The following is a 20,483-nucleotide window of genomic DNA, read 5'->3' as shown; positions in this document are numbered from 1 at the left end:
TCTGTAGTCCCCGTCAATGGTGCTCGCGCAGAGCTTGACAGCTCACTTCAAATGGCGGCGTGGCTTACGATAGTAGTGGGTTTGTGGTCGCGGCGGTTTTTCTTAAGTTTGCCTCGCGGCGAAGCCTTTGCCTTAACGCCCAATTCCTTTATTCGCTGCTCAACAGCGAAGGAGGAAATTGTTTGCAAAATGGTGCTGTCGGTCAACTTGGGATCTGAGAGCGCCAGCATTGCCGCACGGACGATCTTACCACTTGCGGCCTTCGGGCAGCGCTCAACCGTAAAGTCGTAGAGCGCCGTTCCCGAGAGACCGTCCGTTGCCCCGGTGAGGATTGCTTCATAAATTCGCGTGCGTTTCTTGCCCATCAAGTTTCACTCCCGATTTGTTACATGAGTTATTCTATTGGGCACGCTTCGGGGGGGATTCGCATTGATGCGCATCAACGAAAGCTGCGAACTTTGGCACTTCCCCAAAAGTTCTCACACCTCATCTTCGATGCTCAAGTCGGGCATTCGTCGCTTGCTGCCGAACGCAAGGGGCAGGCGTCCATCGTCGGCCAATCGTATCGGTGCGCAACGCGCCGAGCGAGGTGTTGCGGAACGTAGGCGATACCGCGAAGCTGCGTGATAACGAAGACATCAGGCCGCGGCTTCGCCCTCCACTGTCTCGCCGGCCAAAGCCTTCTTCTGGGCCTGCTGGAGTTGATGAGCAGCCGCGGCGGCTTCGCCGCCTCCTTCTACATGCACGGTTGGTACAGCAATCTTGATGCCGTTCTCATCAAATGCCTTCTTGATCATCATGAAAGCGCGTCGCCTGATGGCAAATTGCACGCCAGGCTTGGTCATCAGCTTGAGCCTTAAAACGATCGCAAAATCGCCGAAGCTGTCGACCCCCTGCATTTTAAGCGGCTGTAGCGTGTCTGCGGCAAATTCAGGATCCGCTGCCAGCTCCTGGCCAACCTTCTTGATGAGTTTGCGCGCCAATTCGACGTCGGAATCGTAGGTGACGTTGATGGTCATCTTGTCGATCACCCAGTCGCGGCTTAGATTTTCGACCGCGCCGAGTTCTCCGAAAGGGACTGTGTAGATCGGGCCACGGTGATGTCTCAGTCGCACCGACCTCAGGCTGAATGACTCGACAGTCCCCTTATAGCTGCCGCTCTGTATGTATTCACCGACCCGGAAGGCGTCGTCGAGCATATAGAAGACCCCGCTCAAGACGTCCTTGACCAAAGTCTGTGAGCCGAATCCGATAGCGACCCCGAAGATTCCGGCGCCTGCGATGAGGGGCGCGATTTGAACCCCCAGGCCTGACAAGATCGTCAAGGCAGCAACCGCGCCGATAAACACCGCCAACGTGTTGCGGAAAATCGGCAACAGCGTGCGCAACCTGCCGCGTCTTGCCTCGTCACCCGGAGTACTGCCTGTCTGATCAACTAGGTCCAGCCGATGGTTGATCAGGGCTTTCGACGATTGCCAAAGCAAGTCGGCTACCAACAAAATGACAATGGCATTCAGTAGTCCATTGACCACGATTTTACCAATTTCGCTATCGGTCAACGCCGTGGCGCTGTAGCGCCAAACATAGGCGAGCCACGCAACTGCTAATCCGATAACGAGGGCACGAGCGCCCCTGACAACCACCACGTTCACGACGAGGCCAATAGCGCCTGTCAATTGCGCCCTGTTGACGAAGACCTGTGCCAGGTGGCCCGCACCGCGCATCAGGGCCGGCAGAACGAGGGTATAAATGCCGATGAACAACAGGCCGAGGAAGCCACCAACCCAGGCAATCCAAAGTGTGATCAGATAGAGGGTGAGCAGCGAAGAGGCGACGGCGGAAGAAGGGGAGCCGGGGCGTCGCCAGACCACCTCGATCCCTGTCGCAAGAATTCCCATCCCGAAGGATAAGGCGGCCAGCCGTCTCACCTCCATAGAAAACCCCAGGAAAGGCATGATGCTGACAGTGGCTGAGCCGATCAGCAAGATGCCGGCGATCAAACTAATGCGGCGAAGCCAAAAGTACCCTTCAGCATCGCTTGCCGCGAGAGGCATCGACCAATCCGACGGCGGACTGCCGGTTCGGCTGAAACCGACAAGCCATTGGGTGGCCGTGTAGACAAACCGAAACGTGATCGCGGCAACGAGTAACGTCAGCACGACCTTCCGCAGGAGCGGGGGCCATTCGAAGACGAGAAACGAGGCGCCGCTCGTCAACGCAAACGTCAGCAGCGCAACGGCTTCCGCGAGAACACCTTGCCCGCTGTCCCGCACTGCTGTCATTCGTACTCGTGCGAGCGCTTGCCGGATCAGCCACTCGGCGCCGAAGCCGATAGCAAGCACAGCAGCCATGATGCCGGCTACAAGGCCGGGTTTGCCGGAATTGACATCGCGCGAGATCACCGCGAGAGCATGTGTGATCTCCGTGGGTACGCGCGGAATTGCGTTCGCAAGCCCATTCATCCGGTCATCGACGGCGGTCGCCCAATCCGAGATCGCCTCGGCGAACGGGGGATCAGATTTTGGGGAAGGTGTCGCAACCTTTCCTTCGAGCCATGCCTTGACCTCCGGATTATTGGCCAGGTCGAGGAACTGCCGCACCTTTTCGGGAGGCAATCCGGCGGCACCCCCCGTTTGCGCCCCCGAAACGCTCGGTAGCGTCATGATGACGACGATCGCCATAGGCAGGGTCCAGGAGCTACCGATTCCAGACCGGTGTCCAAATAGAAACTTAAACATCATTCACCTCGCCCATCATGGCCTTGGTCTGCAGCAGACACCCATGTTGCGCTGCTTGATCTGCCGGTCGCGGTGGCGCCAGACCAGCTTCGCTGGGCAAGGTCAGGTCACGTCCCACGCAAAGCGGAGCGACTGGGCGTTGCAAGATTCACGGCGAGGGCCGACAAACCAAAATGCCGCCGATCAATATATTCAATGCTAATTTAGGAAAGTGCATTGATGCGGATCAATCAGACCGCGGGGGGGAGGGGGCGCCCGCCGCAGCGCAAGGCATTCGAAGCATTGCGGAAAACTGGATCTCCGATTTTGTCTATGATCGCTACTTCTTCGATTGCTCTTTAGAAGATAGGCGTTCGTTACTTTCATCAGCGGGAAAAGACGCGGTCGATTCGCCGGATTTAACATCAGAATCCGCTGGGAATAGTTTCAGGTACTGTTCCACTGCCATCTCCGCGTTGAACAGCATGCGCTCTTGTCCGAGCTGAGCGTCCAGTTTTGCTCGTCGCACAACATCCAGTACGCTAGGGTTCAGACCTGCCAGCCAAATCGTAGCATTCTGCTCCTTCGCCCGTCTTTCCCCCTCCAACATCATCTGAAGCGCCGTGTACTCGACATCAGGCACCCTGCTGAAGTCCAGCACAAGCACGCGCGGTCTGTATTGCGCGACCAGGCTGCTGATATGGTCAGCCACGTTCTGCGCATTCACGAAGAACAGTCGTCCTTCAGGGCGCAGGATCAACAGCCCGGGAAATGTCTCGTCGTCAGGATGCTCGCTCGAGACCGGCCGCAGCACCGTCGTGCCCCTCTTTCGTCCGATCACATAAACCTGTGGGTACGCCGTTTGGCTGGCCAATCCGATCAACGACACGATGATGGCGATGACAATACCCTGCAGCGTCCCGAAAGCCAGGACGCCGATTGTCGCGACGATTGACCAACGAAATTCCATCCGACGGACCTGCCGGATGGCGAAGAACTCGGCTGGCTTGATAAGGGGCACGGAGTATACGATTACAATCGCGGCCAGTGTCGCATTCGGAAGCAAGCCAAGCAGCGGCGCCAGGACGAGCATGGTGGCGAGGGCGGCGGCTGCCGTAACCAGAGACGCCAGCTGTGTTCGCCCTCCCACTGCTCTCACCACCCCCGTCTGCGATGTGCCGCCGCCGGCGGGCATTGCACCTAGGAATGCTCCGGCGACATTCGCCGCACCGGTTGCGACGAGCTCGCGATTGGCATTGATCGGTGGATCCGTTGGGCCAACGAAAGCCCGCCCCGCCGCGATGGATTCCGTAAAGCTCATCAAGGCGATGCCGAGCGCGGCAGGGAGCAGAGCCCCAATCATACCCGCATCGGGAAATATGATGGAAGGAAGGCCGCGCGGGATATGCCCGACGACGGAAACGCCATGATCGGGAAGGCCCAGCAGGGCCGATGCAGCTATGGCAAGCCCCACAGCAATCAGCGGCGCCGGTGAATGTGGCTTCAAGAGATCCATTCCGATCAGCAAAGCGCCTGTGGCGAGCGCAACAGCGAGGGTCGGGAGAGAAGTTTCAGGCAGATGTTGGATGAGTGTAAGCAGATCGGCGAAGAAGGATTGCTTCGTGATATGAAGTCCAAACAACTTGGGGGCCTGGTCAATAAGTATGACAAGACCAATGCCCGCCTTGAATCCCGTCAGCACGGGACTTGAGATGAAGTTGGCGACAAAGCCGAGACGAAAAAGCCTGGCTAGCAGCAACAGGCCACCCACGAGCGTGGCTAGGGTGGCAGTCGCTGTCAGCAGCTGCGCCGGGTTCCCGTCGGGAACAACCGCACTGATGGCAGCGCCAGTCAGAATGGCGAGCGTTGCAGTGGAACTGACGCTCAGAACGCAGGAGGAGCCAAGCAGACCGTAAACGGTCATGGGAACCAGGGCTGTATAGAGCCCAACTTCGACCGGTAGGCCTGCAACCCCCGCGTAAGCCATGGCTTTGGGCAGAACGACCGCCGCTGCGGTCAGTCCCGCGACGATATCAAAGCGAAGCGCCTCAGGAACGACTCCGCTGGAATTCCCTGAGCTCGTGGTCATTGTCATGCCCTCTTCCCAAGGTCGGGATTGCCCGGCGTTTAGCATCCGCGCCTGTTAACGATCTTAGTTCTCGAGATCGGCTTTGAGGCGGCCTCGATGGACCGCTGCCTTCAGAGCAGAGTAGTCCTTCTCGGTCTGGTCGGCATAGAAAGTGGAGAATTTTCCGATTGCTTCGTCGAACTCGTCGCTGGACCCGAGGTATCCGCTGGTCGCTGCTGGGTCGCCGGACCTGGCGTGGGCCAATGCCAGCGCCCATCCGCAAGCCTCCGCGTAACTCAGCAGCAAGTCATTGTCGAAGTATTCTACCAGGGGCTTGATTTTTACGTCCCGCAACTGTCGCACATAATATTGCCGACCGGATCGCGGAGCTGTCACCCAACCCAGGAACATATCCGATGCGGGCTGTATAAGGCGCTGACCCATCACGATACGCTGACCGTGATGGGAGTAGACGTTCTTGCCGACATAGGCTTCGAGCGCCGATGGGACTGCCTCTTTGAATTGGAGGAACAAGGGATCGTTTGATGCGGACATCAGCAGCACGATCCAGCAGTGTCGGCCCACGCTACCGACGCCGACGACCTTCATCGCGGCGTCAACGAGTTCATACCATTCAAGCAAAGTCTTGCGCTCATCCGAGAGGCTGCTGCTGTACACGCGGAACGTCTCTCTTACGGTCTCTTCGAACTCGGATGCACTCGCCGCCTTGGGATGGAAGATCAGCGCTGGCGTATCGTGAATCCGCAATTTTCCGCCCACGACATTTGTGATTTTCAGCAGTTCGAGCTCGGAGCCGTGCTGACGGTTCGCTTCCTTGACCCGCTTCTTCATACGACCGCGCTCATGCGCCAAGCCGAAAAGGTCCTCCGCGGTGATCCGGGAGTACCAAACGTCGATGGGGTGCATCTTGGAATATCTGGCGATATGTTTCCGATAGGCGTGTGCGCAAGCGACGGCCGCTTGTCTGGCGTCCGATTCGGAATGGCCGTTCACGCGCGCCGCAAGGACGAATGACGTCGCCAGACGCTTCACATCCCACTCCCAGGGGCCGACCAGGGTTTCGTCGAAATCATTGATATCGAAAATTGTGTTTCGTTCCGGAGTGGCAAATCCGCCGAAGTTTGCCAAGTGGCAGTCGCCACAGGCTTGGACTGAAATCCCGGTTGCGGCAGTTGCGACTAGATCTGCGGCCATGATTGCTGCCGAACCGCGATAGAAGGCGAAGGGTGATTGCAGCATTCGGCCGTATCGGATCGGAACAAGCTCCGGAATTCGACCGAGATCGGCAGCCTGCAGGGTCGCTATGGGGTCCGGGCGACCTTCACGTTGCTTCCACGAACTGTGTGCTTTTCGGCCCACATTCTCCCTAAGGGCTCTGCCTGCCTGCTCTCGCACCTCGCGAGCGCTAAGCTTGCTCAACGCATACGATTGATGACCAACTTCCAGGTTGCCGGTATCGTCTCTGCTCCGCGAGCCAAGCAATACGGCGGGGTTACCTGCATCGGCCCGGCGCTCCAGATGCTTCCTGCGTGAATGCATAACAACTTCCTATCCTCCTGGACATTCTGTCATCTTCAACAATCATCACAGGTCCTTTCAGCGTAGCTGATCTACACGCCTCACTTACTGCGCTTCTGGGCAAGCAGCCCTAGGGATCGATGTTTGTCCGCAGCGACTGCCACCCCGACATCCGTTCGCCTGCCAGCCAGGAGCCGGTTCGAGAAATGCGAATTGCCGGTCACCTCGGGCCCAAGCCAATCGGGGAGCACGGGATTATCGGCCTGGTCTTTAAGTTCAACTTCTGCGATTACCAGGCCGCGATGCTGGCCGGCATAGACGTCCACTTCCCAGATGTGACCTTGATGTTCCACTTTGAAGCGTGTTTTTTCGATGGCTCCTTGAGCGTACTGAAACATCTCCTTCGCGTCCGCGTATGGAATGTCGTATTCAAACTCCTCGCGCCTGGCGCGGCTGCTTCTGATCTTTACCGTCAATTTGGCGCTCCGCGAATCAATCGTCCGAACTCGGACGATTCGGTCCTTCGTCGCCACGAGGTAGGCTTGCCGCAGCACAGATCCTTCACAAGCCCGCTGCCGCCACCGATCATCAAACACCAAAAATTTTCGCTCAATTTCTGCGGACATGCTCGGCCTCATCGATTGAAGGTGCGGTCAGTGCGGCTCAAAATTTGCAGAGCTTTGTCATCGGGTTCAACGTTGCGCGTTCGTTGACCTTTTGCATTGATCCCCGTCAACGGGGTTCCTTTTCGACGCTTTTAAACGGATCAAGCAGCAAGCAGGATCTGAGATGTCACAACTGCAGCTTCGAGGCGTTTATGATTATGGATCTCGTGCGGTCCATTCGCTCAGCGCCCTATAGTGTGCGCGTGCTCCGGGTTCGCCGCGTGGGCTTTAAGTGCTCGAACGCGACCGCGTATTTATCAGTGCACTCGGGAAGGCAGAAAGTTCCAAGTGGTCCCGCTGCATCAGCTTTTCAGGTCGTAATGGATCGCGCTATTCTGCATCCCTCGGCGGTGGTGAGGGCACTCCCTCACGAATTGCCTTCGAGAAGCCGGGCGTCAGGCCGATGGCGCGAGCCCGCTCGTTGATCTGTGCGATCTTCCTTAATTCGGTCAACGGCATTGAAGTGTCGATTGCCTTGCGGTCATAGGCATAGTCGGGAAGATATCCATTGACGATCAGTCTCCAATCGAACGGAACCTGGTCTCCCGCAACCCGCATCAGTTTGACGACAGTTGTCGTGCAGTTTGTCGTGAGAGAGTTGTACCACCGCGGTTGGGCTGCGAGTGCGTTCGCGTCGGCGACGTACTCTAGCAGGAGCAGTCGGGCTTGCTGCCGGGTGGCACGCAATCGATAGATCTGGACGTCCTCGCCGCGCACGTTCGAGCGCACGCCGACAACATCGCGCTCGTCTGCCGCCAGTATCACAAGGGGATCATTCTTGAAGAGATCGGCCAGTGGCGAGAATGAGCCGCCCTCGCGGTGGCGGACCTCTATCGACCATGCAAGCTGCTCGCCGCCCTCGAAGCCGAAGCTGAACATCACGTGGGCTATTTTCGGTCCGGACCAGTAGGACATGAACATGTCGACCGTCTGCAGGCGGCTGAGGTCGTAGGTGCGTGTCGTCCAGCGTTCAGTGAAGTCGATATTGCTGCGCCACTCGAAGTCGCGGACATTTGTGAGTGTCAGCGTGTCGCTATTGATCCTGCCTGTGACCTGCCGGGCAACATCGGGCGCCCAGGCGGCATTGGCCTCTGGTTTGATCGTACTCCACCATACCAGTACACCGAGGAAAAGCGCGAGATAGGCGCCCACTGCCGGGAGCCGCCAACGGCCAAAGAGTGCGACCACTACAACCAGGGCGAATCCTGCGGAGACGCTGGCGGCAATTCCGCGGCCGGCTTGCGGGATCGGTAGCCGATACCATAGGGCGAGTGACAGCCAGGCAGCTGTCAGCACAATGACTGCCGCGAGCACAACATTAATGACAACGGATAGGAATCGACGCACTCAAGTCTCCTTTTTCCACTGTGTACGGTTTTGCGTTACGAGACGATACAGCGGATCTCAAAGGAAATAGAATGTGCCTTCGATGGGAAAGATTATCGAAGAATATATCGATGGGAACGTCAGGGGCCGCCTCGCTTACGTTCTATAGCGAAGGCCGTCTGGGTGCGGACTCTATCGACTGTGACCTCGTGAGAAAAAGCCAAACCAACATTAGATGTCGTAGGGATTTCGGCGAGCCACGCTTGCCGATCGGAATCATCGAGTTTAGCGCGCATAATCAGCACTGCCATGAAGGCGGCAGGATCACCGCCACGGTCGGAGCCTGCAGCGATGGACGCCTGCGCTCGAACGTCTGGACCGCCGAGGAGCGCGTCCCAATCGCAGCCGTCAGTTCGTCTTCGCCGTGTCTCCTTCCCGCTCAGACTTCAACCAGCGAAGAGCGAAAACATAACTGTTGAATTATGATTTCCACCCCATATTTCATTTTTGCATCACCGTTTCGCATGGCAAACTGACAAGCATCAAATTCGGATTGCTTTGCGATGACGGTGCCGGGACGGGAGTGCACGGTGCCACAGGGAGGAACTATGAAACGGACATTTCTCGCCGCGCTTGCGGCCTTGGCCATGAGTGGCGCTGCCTATGCCGACACAATCAAGATCGGTGTCGTTGGACCCTTTTCCGGCCCGTTCGCGCTGCAGGGTAAGAATTTCAAGGCCGGCATCGATGCCTATATGGCCGTGAACGGCAGCAAGGTCGGCGACGATGACATCGAGATCATCTATCGCGACGTGCCGCAGGCCGATCCTGCCCAATCCAAGGCGCTGGCGCAGGAGTTGGTCGTCAAGGAAGGCGTGCAATATCTCGCCGGCTTCTATTTCACACCCGATGCAATGGCCGTGACCCCGCTGCTGGAGCAGGCAAACGTGCCTCTGGTGATCATGAATGCGGCGACCTCGGCGATCGTGACCAAGAGCCCGCTGGTGGTGCGCACCTCGTTCACCACCTGGCAGACCTCGACGCCGATCGCCAAGGTGGCAAAGGATGCGGGCGTCTCCAAGGTCATCTCGGTGGTCAGCGATTATGGTCCTGGCGTCGACGCGGAGAATGCGTTCAAGGCCGGATTCGAGGCTGCCGGCGGCCAGGTCGTCGAAGCGATCCGCATGCCGCTTGCCACCAATGACTTCTCGCCGATCATGCAGCGCATCAAGGATTCCGGCGCCGAGGGCGTCTTTGCCTTCCTGCCGTCAGGCCCAACCACGCTCGGCTTCGTCAAGGCCTATAATGAAAATGGCCTGAAGAGCGGCGGCATCAAGTTCTTTGCACCGGGCGACCTGACCCAGGAATCCGATCTGCCGGCGCTGGGCGAAGCCGCCCTCGGCATCCAGACGACATTCCACTACGCCGTCTCGCACGACAGCCCTGAGAACAAGGCTTTCGTCGAGGCCGCTTCGAAGGCGATCGGCAATCCGGCCGAACTCTCGTTCCCCTCCATCGGTGCCTATGACGGCATGCATGTGATCTACAAGATGATCGAAGCGACCGGCGGCGAGCAGGATGCGCAGAAGGCGGTCGATGCGGTCAAGGGTCTTGCCTGGACGAGCCCGAGGGGACCGGTTTCCATCGATCCGGAATCGCGCCACATCACGCAGAACATCTATCTGCGCGAAGTCGCCAAGGCAGATGACGGCACCTACTACAACAAGGAGGTTCAGACCTTCGAGAAGCAGGGCGACCCCGGTCTCGCAGCTGTGAAGTAGCCGCTTTGGCAAGGATGGGTGGTTGTTATGGCCGCCCGTTTGCCTGGGAGGAGACAGGCTGCATGACAGTCGATTGAACTGGACGAAAGGCCGTTGCCTCTGGAACGGCGCGACGTGCCTTCCAGCGGGAAGTGCTCTAAACATTGATCCGGATCGCTTGCAGCACTCGCTAAAGCAGCGGTGATCCTGGCGGGTGGCCGTTTGGCGGGCAGGGCTCGTCTGCCCTGCCGCCGCACCACGAGCGATAACGAAAAGGCATCGGATAGTCCCATGCAAACAGTCCTCAGCATCGCGATCGATGCCCTTGCCTACGGCATGGTGCTCTTCGTCATCTCCATCGGGCTTTCGGTGACCATGGGGCTGATGCGCGTCGTCAATCTTGCCCATGGCGCCTTTGCCATGATCGGCGGCTACATCGCATCCTACGCCGCGCGCGATCTCGGCCTTGCATATGGTTTTGCCATCGTGCTGGCTGTCTTCGGCACGATCCTGATCGCGATACCGATCGAACGCCTGCTTTACCGGCGCATCTATGGTGCGCCGGAATTGACCCAGGTGTTGATGACCATCGGCATCACTTTCTGCATCATAGGCATCGCCAATTACGTCTTCGGCCCGACACTGAAGACCGTGCCGCTGCCCCCGCAACTACAGGGTTCCGTCGATCTAGGCTTCCGCGCCATCGCCACCCACAGGCTGTTTGCGATCCTCTGCGGTCTCGCCGTGGCACTCGCGCTCTGGTACGCGATCGAAAAGACCGCCTTCGGTGTGAAGCTGCGCGCCTCGGTCGACAACGCGGCGATGGCCGCAGCGCTCGGCGTGCGCACCGAGATCGTCTATGCTGTCAGTTTTGCAGTCGCCGTCGGACTTGCCGCCTTCGGTGGGGTTGTCGGTGCGGAGCTTCTTCCGGTCGAGCCCTACTATGCGCTGCGCTACATGGTGACATTCCTGGTCGTCGTATCGGTTGGCGGTGCCGGCTCGATTCCTGGCGCGCTCCTGGCGTGTCTTCTGCTTGGCGGCATCGATACGACCGGCCGCTACCTGATGCCGGAATTCGGCGAATTCTTCTTCTATCTGGCCGTCATCGCAATCATCTGCGTTTTCCCGCGCGGACTTGCAGGGAGAGCCAAGGGATGAGCATGACCACCACAAACGACCTTATCGCGGAGAGGCCGGCCAAGCACCGCTTCGGCGGCGGCGACCTGATCGGCCTTGGCGTCATTCTGGCGCTCGCTGTCATCGGCTACTTCCTGTTTCCCAACAATCTGGCGCTGCTGACGCGCATCATCGCGATCGCGCTTCTGGTACTCTCACTTGATCTCGTCACCGGCTATTGCGGGGTCGCGACGCTGGGGCACGCCGCACTCTTCGGCGCCGGTGCCTATGCCGCGGGGATTGTTTCGGCGCATTACGGAATCAATGATCCCATCGCCATGCTCGCCTTCGGCATCGTCGCCGGTGCCATTGCCGGCCTGATCTGTGGTGCCGTGATCCTGCGCGCCCATGGTCTGCCCCAACTTGTGCTCTCAATTGCGCTCATTCACCTCTTCCATGAGTTCGCCAACAAGGCCTCGTCCTGGACCGGCGGCAGCGACGGTCTCTCCGGCATTGCGCCGAGTGCGCTCATCGGTCTCTACGAATTCGACCTTTGGGGCCGCACCGCCTACGTTTTCGGCGTCGTGCTGCTGGTGCTTGTCTTCTTCATTCTCAGGCTGATCGTGCGTTCACCGTTCGGCATGCTGTGCCGGGCGATCAAGGAAGATCCGATCCGCATCCGCTCAATGGGGGCATCGCCCAAGGCCGCGCTGATGAAGATGTATATCATCTCCGGCGCCGTCGCCGGCGTCGGCGGGGCGCTGAATGCGATTTCGACCCAAGTGGTTGGTCTCGACAGCCTGTCCTTCACCATGTCGGCCGAAAGCCTGGTCATGCTCGTTCTCGGTGGAACCGGGTCGCTGTTCGGCGCACTCACCGGCACCATCGTCTTCATGTTTTTCGAAGACGTCGTTTCCGCCGCCAACCCATTTCATTGGCTGACGATGGTCGGCGCTCTTCTGATTGCCGTCGTCCTCTTCGCACCGAAGGGGCTTTTTGGAACGGCCGCCGCCTTCGTCGCCCGCCGCCGGGAGGCAAAGTGATGCAGCCCATTTTTGAAGTTCGCAATCTCAAGCGCGCCTTCGGCGGCCTCGCCGTCACTAACGACGTCAGCCTCAGCATGGCGCCGGGCGACCGCGTCGCGCTGATCGGCCCGAATGGCGCCGGCAAGACGACGTTCGTCAATCTGGTGACCGGCAATCTGGTTCCCGATTCCGGCGATGTTCGTCTTGGCGGCGAGACTGTCACCGGCATCGATGCGATCGGCCGGGTGAGGAGGGGGCTTGTGCGCTCCTTTCAGGTCACGCGGCTTTTCCTCGACATGACGCCGGCCGAGCATGTGGCGCTTGCGGTGCTGCAGCGCGATGGCCGATCCGGGCGGCTGTTCGGCAACTTCCTCGCCATGCCAGATGTGATGGATGAGGTCGGTCAGTTGCTCGGCAAGCTAGGGCTTCGCGATCTGATGCATCGCAAGGTCAGCGAGATCGCCTACGGCCAGCAGCGCCTGCTTGAAATCGCCGTGGCGCTCGCCCTGAAGCCGAAGGTTCTTCTGCTCGACGAGCCGGCCGCCGGTGTGCCGCAGAGCGATACCGGACGGATCGAGCAGGCGCTTGCCGACCTGCCGGCCGATCTCGCAGTCCTGATGATCGAGCACGATATGGATCTTGTCTTCCGCTTTGCCAAGCGCGTCGTCGTGCTTGCCGCCGGCGCCATTATCTTCGACGGCTCGCCGTCTGACGTCACCCAGGATCCACGGGTGCGAGAAGCCTATCTGGGGAGCTACGCCAATGCCAGCCACGCCGCTTGAGGTGGAAAACCTGTCGGCCGGTTATGGGCCGACGCGGGTGCTCGAAGACATCTCGTTCTCTGTTCCATCGGGCGCGCGTCTTGCCGTTCTCGGCCGCAACGGCATGGGCAAGACGACGCTTCTTGCAACACTGGCCGGTCAGACGAAGCGCTATGACGGACGCATTCGTTTAGGTGATACGGATGTGACAGCGCTTCCAAGCGCCTCGCGCGCCCGCAGGGGCCTGGGCTTCGTGCCGCAGGCGCGCTGTGTCTTTCCAACGTTGACGGTCGAGGAGAACCTGTTCGTTGGCCTTAAGGACCGGCCGAAGGCGGCGCTGCAGGAAGCCTACGACATGTTCCCGCGGCTTTTCGAGCGACGGCGCAACCTCGGCAGCCAGCTCTCCGGCGGCGAGCAGCAGATGCTGTCGACGGCGCGTTCGATCCTCGGTCGCCCGTCGGTCCTGCTGCTGGATGAACCGCTCGAGGGGCTAGCGCCTGTCATCTGCGAGGAACTGATGAAGGCCTTTTCCGAGCTCGCGAAGACCGGTGATATGACGATCGTGCTCGTCGAGCAGCGCATCCAGAGCGCGCTCGATTTTGCCGATCAGGTCATCGTGTTGGAACGCGGACGTGTTGCCTGGGCAGGCACGCCACAGGCGCTTTCAGGTGACCACGGAGCCGTCGAGCGATTGCTGGGTGTCGGTGGGCTTCACTGAAGACCGAGAGCCACAACGGAAATCGGACATTCGGCACTTACGGTTTTTTGCACTGGGCTGTCCGGAGCCTGGCTCGCTCGCCCTCGTAGTATGGGGCGAGCGCTGGTATCGCGCTCTTCATCTGGTCGAAGATGACGTCGTGGATCGTGAGGTTAGCACCATACTTTGCTTCCAGGAAGGTCTGGTGACGCTGCAGAGCATCCTGCGGGGCGTGAGGAACGACCGTAAACACAGGTGAAACCGCGCTTCGGCCTTTGACGGTGATGCGATCGAGTTCGGCGACTGGGAACGTCTCCTTAACGAGCGAGGCGGTGCTTTCGCCCAGAAGCAACGGAATGTCGTAATCCTTGGAGGCGCCCTCGAGGCGTGAGGCTAGGTTGACTGCGTCGCCGAGCGCCGAATAGTCGAAACGTCGAATGGACCCCATGTTCCCGACAATACATTCGCCGGTGTTGACACCGATCCCGATGCGCAACGACTGGACCGCGCGGCCGTCTGTCTTGGCTTCCGTCGCAAGCTCATCATTGACCTCCTGGAGTGCCGCGAGCATATCAAGTGCCGCCTGCACTGCGTGGGTTGCGTGATCCGGGTCGTCGAGCGGTGCGTTCCAGAATGCCATCAGGCAATCGCCGATATATTTGTCGATTGTACCGCCCTGCTGGAGAACGGCCTCCGATAGCGGGGTCAGCAGTCGGTTGACGAGTGTCGTCAAGCCTTCGGGATCCTCCTTCATGTCTTCGGCGATCGAGGTAAAACCTCTTATGTCGCAAAAAAGCACCGACAATGTCCGCCGCTCGCCGCCGAGTTTCAGATGTGATGGGTCCCGCGCGAGCCGCTCGACAAGTGCGGGGGAGAGATATTGCGAGAAGGCGCGGGTGATCTCTCGCCGCCGTCGTCGCTCCTCGGCATAATCGAGCCCGGCCTGACCGGCAACAACGCCGAGAAACGCAAGGCCAGGTCCGATAGGCGAAACAAAGACCTGGCCGAGTCTCATGGTGGCATAGCTTGCAAGGACGATTAACACGAGAGCGATGACGGCATGGCCAAGCGTCTGCCAGCCGGTCGCGGGCAATACGGTCAAAGCGGCTATGATGGCGGCGATCAGAATAGCGGCGATGATGGCCGGCGGCGCCGCCCGGGTGATGAACAGGCCACATGCTAGATTGTCGTAGATCGTCGCCTGCATCTCGACGCCCGAGACGAGTTTGTTCGAATGCACAGTATCCGAACTTGGAAAGGCATCGGCTCCGCCGTCGGCAATCAATGGCGCATTCTGCAGGCTGAGGCCGACGAGCACGACCCGATCTCGGAAGGTGTTTTTCGGCAGAAAGTTGTCGGGATCAAGGGCCTGATAATAGGATACTGTTGGATAGGTGCGGGCCGGGCCAAAAGTCTGGATCAAACCATATTGTGGTGGAGGCACGGAACGTGCGCCAGCGACGTCGGCGAGAACAGCTGCAAATCCATCAGGGTAGACAGGCACTGCCCGCAATGTGCCGTCTCCGCCGAGATCGACCGAAGCAATTCCTGTTCGGGCACCCTTCTTGGTGAAGATCGCAAGTGGTTCCGTGCGGATAAACTGGTCGGCCTGAGGTGCCTCGACCAATGATTGGTCGCCGGCTAGGACGACGTCTGGCCCCAAGGCACGCTCAAGCAATGCGTCGTTTGCCGGATCCGCCGACGGTTCTGCAAAAATCACGTCGATGCCGATCGCACGCGCTCCGGCTTTGCGCAGAGCATCTATAAGGCGCGCATGTAGGGCTCGCGGCCAAGGCCATTGACGACCAATCTCGACCATGGACGGCTCGTCAATCGCGACGATCACCGGCCCGTTGGCGGGAAGCGGCGGCCGGTAGACAGTCGAGAGGTAGTCGAAACTGCGCAGTTCGTTGAGCGACCATGCGCCAGTCAACGATGCAATTGACAGCGCAATACCGATAAGTGCTGCAAGCACGAGCAACTTTAGCCGCCTTTGCAACTGTCCGTGTCCATCCCCTTGCGCAGATGCGCCGCCAGAAAAATAGAACGCGCCAAGATCCTTCATCAAAAGCGCACTTTGACCGTGCCCTTGAATGTCGGTCCCCAGCCGGGCAGGCCGTCTCGCAGTTCGAACTCCTCGTCAAGCAGATTGAACGCCGCCAGATTGACTTCGAGTTGCTTGTCGAAGGGCTCCCATTCCAGGGAAGCGTCGAGTGTCCAGAAATCGTCAAGCGTTTTGCCATCACCTGGGCGCGTGCCGACATAGTTGGCTGCGATCGTCGCCTTCACGTTGGCCGTGCTGACCCAGGTCAGGGCCACCTGACCACTGTTTTCCGGAACGAATAGCAATTCGTCGGCGAGGTTGGCGGGATCGTCTTTGACGTCGGCGTTTGTATGGGCGGCCGTCGTCGAAAGGCCAAAGCCGTGTCCGAGTGCGAAATTTGCAGTTGCAGCCACGCGGTCAAGCCCGACCTTGGCGTAGTCGAGGCTCGTCGTGGACAGCGGCACGTCGAGCGACAGCTCTCGAATTTTCTGGTGTTGGTAGTCGAGGGCGGTGAAGAGCCAGTCCCGCCATTCCGCGTCCCAACGAAACGCCAGTGTATCCGTGTAGCCTTCGGCACCGAAACGCAGTTGGTTCGGTTGCAGGTTGACGACGCCGATCGGGGCGAGCGTGGCCACGTCGAAGTTCACGCCGTCGCGCATCGCCGCTGCTCTCAGCCAATGCCTCTCCGCCGGCGCCCACGCGATGCCGATCTTCGGCTCCAAGCGAACATCGTCGTCGTTGACGTCCTCGATGTAGCGCGCAAGCAGTGCTCCCTCGACTTTCAGGTCCGGAGTGATCTCGTAGATGCCGTCTATGTAGGCCTTTGCCACTGATTGGGTCGCGGAAACCGAGCTTGAGAAAGAAACCGGAGGTGTCTGACCCGTAGGGTCCGTCAGGAGAATATCGGCGGCATTCTTGGATCTGACCTTACCCGCCTCGACACCATAGCGCCAGGTCATCGCATCATCGCCAATTAGGTGATTTACCGCAGCGACATAGGTTGTTTGCTGTTGTTCGTCGCGGGTCGCGACCAGTGCTGGTAGGTTCGCTCCGGAAAGCGCTAACCTCTCGCTTTCGACAGTTTTCTGATCGCTGAAGAAGAACGCAACGTTTGCGACATTCCGGTAACCGAATGTGTGGCTCCAAGCGATGCCGGAACGCAAACGTGATGAGGTGTCGTCGTTTACTGTGTCCAGATTGAAGGGCGCCGCGCGAGGATCCGGTATGTCAAATATGCTGCCGCTATCATCGAACTTACCATAGTTGGTATAGGCTATGATCCTGTCGTCTGGTGTCGGCGTTGCCGTCAGATAGCCGTTGCCGCCGAGAAGGCGTACTTCTCTATCGAGTCGCAGGCCCTGTTCGAGGTCGATGGTATCGCGCGGTTCTTCCCATTGCACACTGCCATAAACGCTGATCGGGAAAGGCGAAAACGTAAGACCACGCAGTTCCGCCTCGCCGATCCACCCTTGGTTCTCGCTATCAGTGATGATGCCACCGCCGAGTGCTGTCTCGAAGAATGGTCTCTGCAAGATGTTGGCGGTGCGTTCGCGGCTTGCGAGCATGAGCGGCTCGATCAGTAGACCTTGGAAGAAGGCCGAGAAACTTTGTGGGTTGGCAGTGTTGACGACAGGGCTGCCGTCGAAATCATACGTGTTGAAGAGCGGATTAACGCTTCCGCGCACGGCCTGGTCGACGTAGCTCGAGCCGGTGAAGGGATCAAAAACGGCGTCGCCGTAATATTGTCCCCAGGCATTGAGTCCCTGCAGGCGAAACGCGTCGTTGAGCGTGGAGCCGGCATCCTGATTGGCGCCTAGCGAGGTTGTTTCGCCACCGCGCGCCCGGGTTCGGCGCATGAGCTCCTGGGCATAACGAATTGCGGCGTCCGAATCATAGTCGTCGATGGCGATCGCAGTGCGCATCTGCATGACGACAGGATCGTTGGGATCTAACCGATCGGCGTTATCGAGCGCCTGGGCGGCGGGGATGCGATCACCCTTCTCATAGTAGGCGCCAGCGAGCAACACTTGGGCGCCGGAGTAGGCTGGATTGGCGGTAGACCCCGCGAGCAGATCTTCGACGGCTTTGTCCAATTCGCCGGTCTGCATGTGATAACGCCCGCGCGCCACCAGTGTCACGTCGAAGGTCGGGTCGGCGGCAAGCGCTGCATCAATTTCGCTCCTTGCCTCCACCATGCGGTTTTCCATCAGGTAGAAAATAGCCAGATTTGCATGTGAAACAGGATCCTGCGGGTCGAGCGCGATCGCACGCTTGAAGGCACTTTCCGCCGCGCGATTGTCGCCGCGTTCGCCCTGCACGAGCCCGAGAGAGTTCCAGATTGACGATGAGCCGGGCGCTGTCTTCAGGCCTTGCTCGAGGTCTGCCAAAGCTCCATCGAGATTATTCTCGATGTGAAAGCGGTAATCGGAGCGGGCTTGCAGCGCGGTTGGGTCCTCCGGATCGATAGCCAGCGCCCTTTCGATACCATCGCGGACTTCTTCGCGATCATCCAGTAGCAGGGCGAACTGCGCGCGGGCGGCGGGCAATGTCGGGTCGTCAGGAAACTGGCGCTCTGCCTGCTTGAGGGTATCAATCGCAGAACGGATGTCGTTGCGAAAGCCGTTGGTCCAGGCCCGGGCAAGCGCTCCGTAGGCACCCGCTGTATGACGCGGAGGCGCCTCAGCGTGGTCGGGGTTGGCAAGTGAACGAGCGAAGTAGCCGCCATAGGCAGCTATGGCTCGCCGATTGGTGTCCAGACCGCGCGCCGCACGCGAGAAGAGCATTGCCGCGTCGTCATAGCGATTTTCAGAACCCGCGATCAATGCCTCGACGAGGTCGGCACGTGCCTGCTGCGTTCGGCCAAGCTGACGTCCACGCGCCTCTGTCAATGCGTCTTGCGCTTTCTGACGACCGTCCAGGGACATGTAGATCTCTGACAGCGCGAGCCAGTCTTCGGCAGATCTTGATGACGGGGGTATTGCCTCTATCCGTTCACGCTCGGTGCGCATATCCGGCACACGTAAAGGAGATGCGGGCATCCAGACGAAAGAATCACGCAAAGAGAGATGGAAGAGCATTTGCTCGCGATCTCTCGGCGTGACGACCACGATCTTGGATGGAGCCTGTCCGATTGCGGCCACCGCACCTTCGCCTTGGCTGACGGTCACGCTGCCAAGCGCATTGCTAAGTTCGACCATGCCCTCAAGCACGATAAGAGACGTCTTGCCGTCGGCGCCAACTGTCAGTGTCCAGTCGGTGCCCCGCACAGCGGCAGTCGCAGCCGGGGTGTCGACAGCAAGCCCCTGGCCGCCGCGTTCGGCGCGAGCCCAAATCGTACCGGTCTCAAGTTCCAGTTGCGCGTCGCCAGCGGTCGCCATCTTCTTGACGCGCAGTGCCGTGTTTCGTCCGAGCCGTATCTGGGTTCGGTCGGAAAAAAGAACGGCAAGCGCACCAGTTGCGTTGGTGCGCAATACGTCGCCGGCAAGAAGATCTTGAGTGATATCCACAAAACGCCAGTTGGACACGTCGACGAAGCGTACTTCTTCGCCGGATCTGCGCGCAATGACGGAGCCTGCGGCGGGGGGCGGGCGAGGAACAGGGTCAGCCAATACATTGCTTGATGCAAGCACAGCTGCTGCCACAAGCATTATGTGAGAATTTGGCCGCCCCATCCCAATTCCCTATCCCGATCGCCTCGAAATCAGTGAATTTCGTCTATATTGAAAGTCAATGGGATTCTAATGTTTCGCGGTGTTTTCTAGTGTCGGTGTAGTATCAAGGCGACAGGTTTCTTGTCGGATCCCGGTTGCCTTTTTCAGGACTGTTTCGATCGAGCACAGTTTTTGGGCCTGAAGGTTTGAGCGCGAGCGAGCCGTCTTTGCCTTGGAGAGGCGACGTAAAACGCAGTGCTCGCCGCAGTTTGGATGGGCCGACGGACGGGTGGGCTCGCTCAAAATATTGTGGCTGACCCCAAGAATAGGACGCTGAGCAAGAAAGAGACCGCTAGCTTAGAACGCGACGACAACGCTTCTTCAAACCGAAGCGCGCACCCGCTCCCAGGCGTTCATCAGGTGGCGCCCCAACACTTCGGAAAGCTTGACTTTGTCGCGCGCTTCGAGTGCGACAATCATCTCATCGTGCTCTGCAACGGCCGCCGCCCATTTTTCCGGGCCTTCGTGACCGATGAAGCGAATGCGCTTAAGCCGTGTCTGCAGGACGGCGTGCATGTCGGCGAGTGCCGCATTTTCGGCGAGCTGGACGATCGCAGAGTGGATCTGCTGGTTGAGCTTGTAGTATTGCAGCCGGTCGCCGGCTTTGTAGCGGCGGACCATTTCGTCATGCAGAGCGCGGACTTCTGCAATGGCGGCATCGCTTGCCGCTTCGCAGGCGAGCTTGCCCGCAAGCTCCTCCAGCGTCTGCAGCACAGTCAGCATGTCGTGCACGTCCTTGGCGCTGAAGCGCTTCACGACGGCGCCGCGGCTCGGCACGAGTTCCACCAAGCCTTCGCTTGCCAGATACTTTATGGCTTCGCGCAACGGCGTGCGGGAAACACCGAGCTGCTCTCCGAGCTGGCCTTCATGCAGCCTTGTGCCGGGTGACAGGTCGCCTTCGATGATCATGTCGCGCAGGTGGCTGACCAGCGTGTCATGCAGAGCCGTCCGCCTGATCGGGCCGGGGCCGCCGTCGGCGCGTCTCTCCAGTGGTGTGATTTCGTTCATCGTTTCGCTTCTGCGCTTGGCGGCCGCGTGTCGGCCGTCCGTTCCCC

14 protein-coding genes are annotated in these 20,483 nt (G+C 59.4%); 5 read left to right on the top strand and 9 right to left on the bottom strand.

Going from position 1 to position 20,483, the window contains the following annotated elements:
- Positions 1 to 47 precede the first annotated feature (47 nt).
- From HT585_RS13700 to HT585_RS13675, 6 genes are all read right to left on the bottom strand, one after another.
- A complete protein-coding gene (locus HT585_RS13700) occupies positions 48 to 365 on the bottom strand; it encodes a hypothetical protein (RefSeq protein WP_176353465.1) in 318 nt (105 codons plus the stop codon).
- Between the two features lie 273 nt (positions 366 to 638).
- On the bottom strand, positions 639 to 2,681 hold the full coding sequence (locus tag HT585_RS13695) for a mechanosensitive ion channel family protein (RefSeq protein WP_176353464.1): 2,043 nt from the start codon (positions 2,679 to 2,681) through the stop codon (positions 639 to 641).
- 376 nt (positions 2,682 to 3,057) lie between these two features.
- Entirely contained in the window at positions 3,058 to 4,812 is a 1,755-nt protein-coding gene (locus tag HT585_RS13690) for a SulP family inorganic anion transporter (protein WP_176353463.1), read from the bottom strand.
- Positions 4,813 to 4,869: 57 nt separating this feature from the next.
- The gene (locus tag HT585_RS13685) at positions 4,870 to 6,345 is read right to left on the bottom strand and encodes a DUF2252 domain-containing protein (protein WP_176353462.1); all 1,476 of its coding nucleotides are present in this window, start codon (positions 6,343 to 6,345) and stop codon (positions 4,870 to 4,872) included.
- Between the two features lie 80 nt (positions 6,346 to 6,425).
- Positions 6,426 to 6,950, bottom strand: coding sequence for a CYTH domain-containing protein (locus tag HT585_RS13680; protein WP_176353461.1), 525 nt, complete (start codon positions 6,948 to 6,950; stop codon positions 6,426 to 6,428).
- 369 nt (positions 6,951 to 7,319) lie between these two features.
- Complete coding sequence (locus HT585_RS13675) at positions 7,320 to 8,336, bottom strand: lipoprotein N-acyltransferase Lnb domain-containing protein (protein ID WP_176353460.1); 1,017 nt, start codon at positions 8,334 to 8,336, stop codon at positions 7,320 to 7,322.
- A gap of 587 nt (positions 8,337 to 8,923) precedes the next feature.
- On the opposite strand from HT585_RS13675, the gene HT585_RS13670 reads away from it, so the two are divergent.
- The 5 genes from HT585_RS13670 (at position 8,924) to HT585_RS13650 (ending at position 13,695) form a co-directional block, all read left to right on the top strand.
- Positions 8,924 to 10,096: an ABC transporter substrate-binding protein gene (locus tag HT585_RS13670; RefSeq protein WP_176353459.1), complete on the top strand. Its 1,173-nt coding sequence runs from the start codon at positions 8,924 to 8,926 to the stop codon at positions 10,094 to 10,096.
- 270 nt (positions 10,097 to 10,366) lie between these two features.
- Positions 10,367 to 11,233: a branched-chain amino acid ABC transporter permease gene (locus HT585_RS13665; RefSeq protein ID WP_176353458.1), complete on the top strand. Its 867-nt coding sequence runs from the start codon at positions 10,367 to 10,369 to the stop codon at positions 11,231 to 11,233.
- Entirely contained in the window at positions 11,230 to 12,234 is a 1,005-nt protein-coding gene (locus HT585_RS13660; RefSeq protein WP_176353457.1) for a branched-chain amino acid ABC transporter permease, read from the top strand. Before HT585_RS13665 ends, HT585_RS13660 begins: the two co-directional genes overlap by 4 nt.
- On the top strand, positions 12,234 to 12,998 hold the full coding sequence (locus HT585_RS13655; RefSeq protein WP_176353456.1) for an ABC transporter ATP-binding protein: 765 nt from the start codon (positions 12,234 to 12,236) through the stop codon (positions 12,996 to 12,998). Before HT585_RS13660 ends, HT585_RS13655 begins: the two co-directional genes overlap by 1 nt.
- Complete coding sequence (locus tag HT585_RS13650; protein ID WP_176353455.1) at positions 12,979 to 13,695, top strand: ABC transporter ATP-binding protein; 717 nt, start codon at positions 12,979 to 12,981, stop codon at positions 13,693 to 13,695. Before HT585_RS13655 ends, HT585_RS13650 begins: the two co-directional genes overlap by 20 nt.
- Positions 13,696 to 13,732: 37 nt before the next feature.
- On the opposite strand, the gene HT585_RS13645 is transcribed toward HT585_RS13650, so the two are convergent.
- The 3 genes from HT585_RS13645 to HT585_RS13635 all read right to left on the bottom strand — a co-directional run bounded on the left by HT585_RS13645 (position 13,733) and on the right by HT585_RS13635 (position 20,436).
- Positions 13,733 to 15,673: a CHASE2 domain-containing protein gene (locus HT585_RS13645; RefSeq protein ID WP_425513743.1), complete on the bottom strand. Its 1,941-nt coding sequence runs from the start codon at positions 15,671 to 15,673 to the stop codon at positions 13,733 to 13,735.
- A gap of 65 nt (positions 15,674 to 15,738) precedes the next feature.
- The gene (locus HT585_RS13640) at positions 15,739 to 19,365 is read right to left on the bottom strand and encodes a FecR domain-containing protein (protein ID WP_246707679.1); all 3,627 of its coding nucleotides are present in this window, start codon (positions 19,363 to 19,365) and stop codon (positions 15,739 to 15,741) included.
- Positions 19,366 to 19,749: 384 nt separating this feature from the next.
- Complete coding sequence (locus HT585_RS13635; protein ID WP_176353452.1) at positions 19,750 to 20,436, bottom strand: GntR family transcriptional regulator; 687 nt, start codon at positions 20,434 to 20,436, stop codon at positions 19,750 to 19,752.
- Positions 20,437 to 20,483 lie beyond the last annotated feature (47 nt).

It is taken from the genome of Ensifer oleiphilus (assembly GCF_013371465.1).
In the GTDB taxonomy this organism is placed as follows: domain Bacteria; phylum Pseudomonadota; class Alphaproteobacteria; order Rhizobiales; family Rhizobiaceae; genus Ensifer; species Ensifer oleiphilus.
This window is presented reverse-complemented; position numbering and strand designations above follow the sequence as displayed.

What these genes read in the sequence shown, in the direction of transcription:
- HT585_RS13700 (WP_176353465.1), bottom strand. Translation starts at nt 365, where the DNA reads ATGGGCAAGAAACGCACGCGAATTTATGAAGCAATCCTCACCGGGGCA.
- HT585_RS13695 (WP_176353464.1), bottom strand. Translation starts at nt 2,681, where the DNA reads ATGGCGATCGTCGTCATCATGACGCTACCGAGCGTTTCGGGGGCGCAA.
- HT585_RS13690 (WP_176353463.1), bottom strand. Translation starts at nt 4,812, where the DNA reads ATGACAATGACCACGAGCTCAGGGAATTCCAGCGGAGTCGTTCCTGAG.
- HT585_RS13685 (WP_176353462.1), bottom strand. Translation starts at nt 6,345, where the DNA reads ATGCATTCACGCAGGAAGCATCTGGAGCGCCGGGCCGATGCAGGTAAC.
- HT585_RS13680 (WP_176353461.1), bottom strand. Translation starts at nt 6,950, where the DNA reads ATGTCCGCAGAAATTGAGCGAAAATTTTTGGTGTTTGATGATCGGTGG.
- HT585_RS13670 (WP_176353459.1), top strand. Translation starts at nt 8,924, where the DNA reads ATGAAACGGACATTTCTCGCCGCGCTTGCGGCCTTGGCCATGAGTGGC.
- HT585_RS13665 (WP_176353458.1), top strand. Translation starts at nt 10,367, where the DNA reads ATGCAAACAGTCCTCAGCATCGCGATCGATGCCCTTGCCTACGGCATG.
- HT585_RS13660 (WP_176353457.1), top strand. Translation starts at nt 11,230, where the DNA reads ATGAGCATGACCACCACAAACGACCTTATCGCGGAGAGGCCGGCCAAG.
- HT585_RS13655 (WP_176353456.1), top strand. Translation starts at nt 12,234, where the DNA reads ATGCAGCCCATTTTTGAAGTTCGCAATCTCAAGCGCGCCTTCGGCGGC.
- HT585_RS13650 (WP_176353455.1), top strand. Translation starts at nt 12,979, where the DNA reads ATGCCAGCCACGCCGCTTGAGGTGGAAAACCTGTCGGCCGGTTATGGG.
- HT585_RS13640 (WP_246707679.1), bottom strand. Translation starts at nt 19,365, where the DNA reads ATGCTTGTGGCAGCAGCTGTGCTTGCATCAAGCAATGTATTGGCTGAC.
- HT585_RS13635 (WP_176353452.1), bottom strand. Translation starts at nt 20,436, where the DNA reads ATGAACGAAATCACACCACTGGAGAGACGCGCCGACGGCGGCCCCGGC.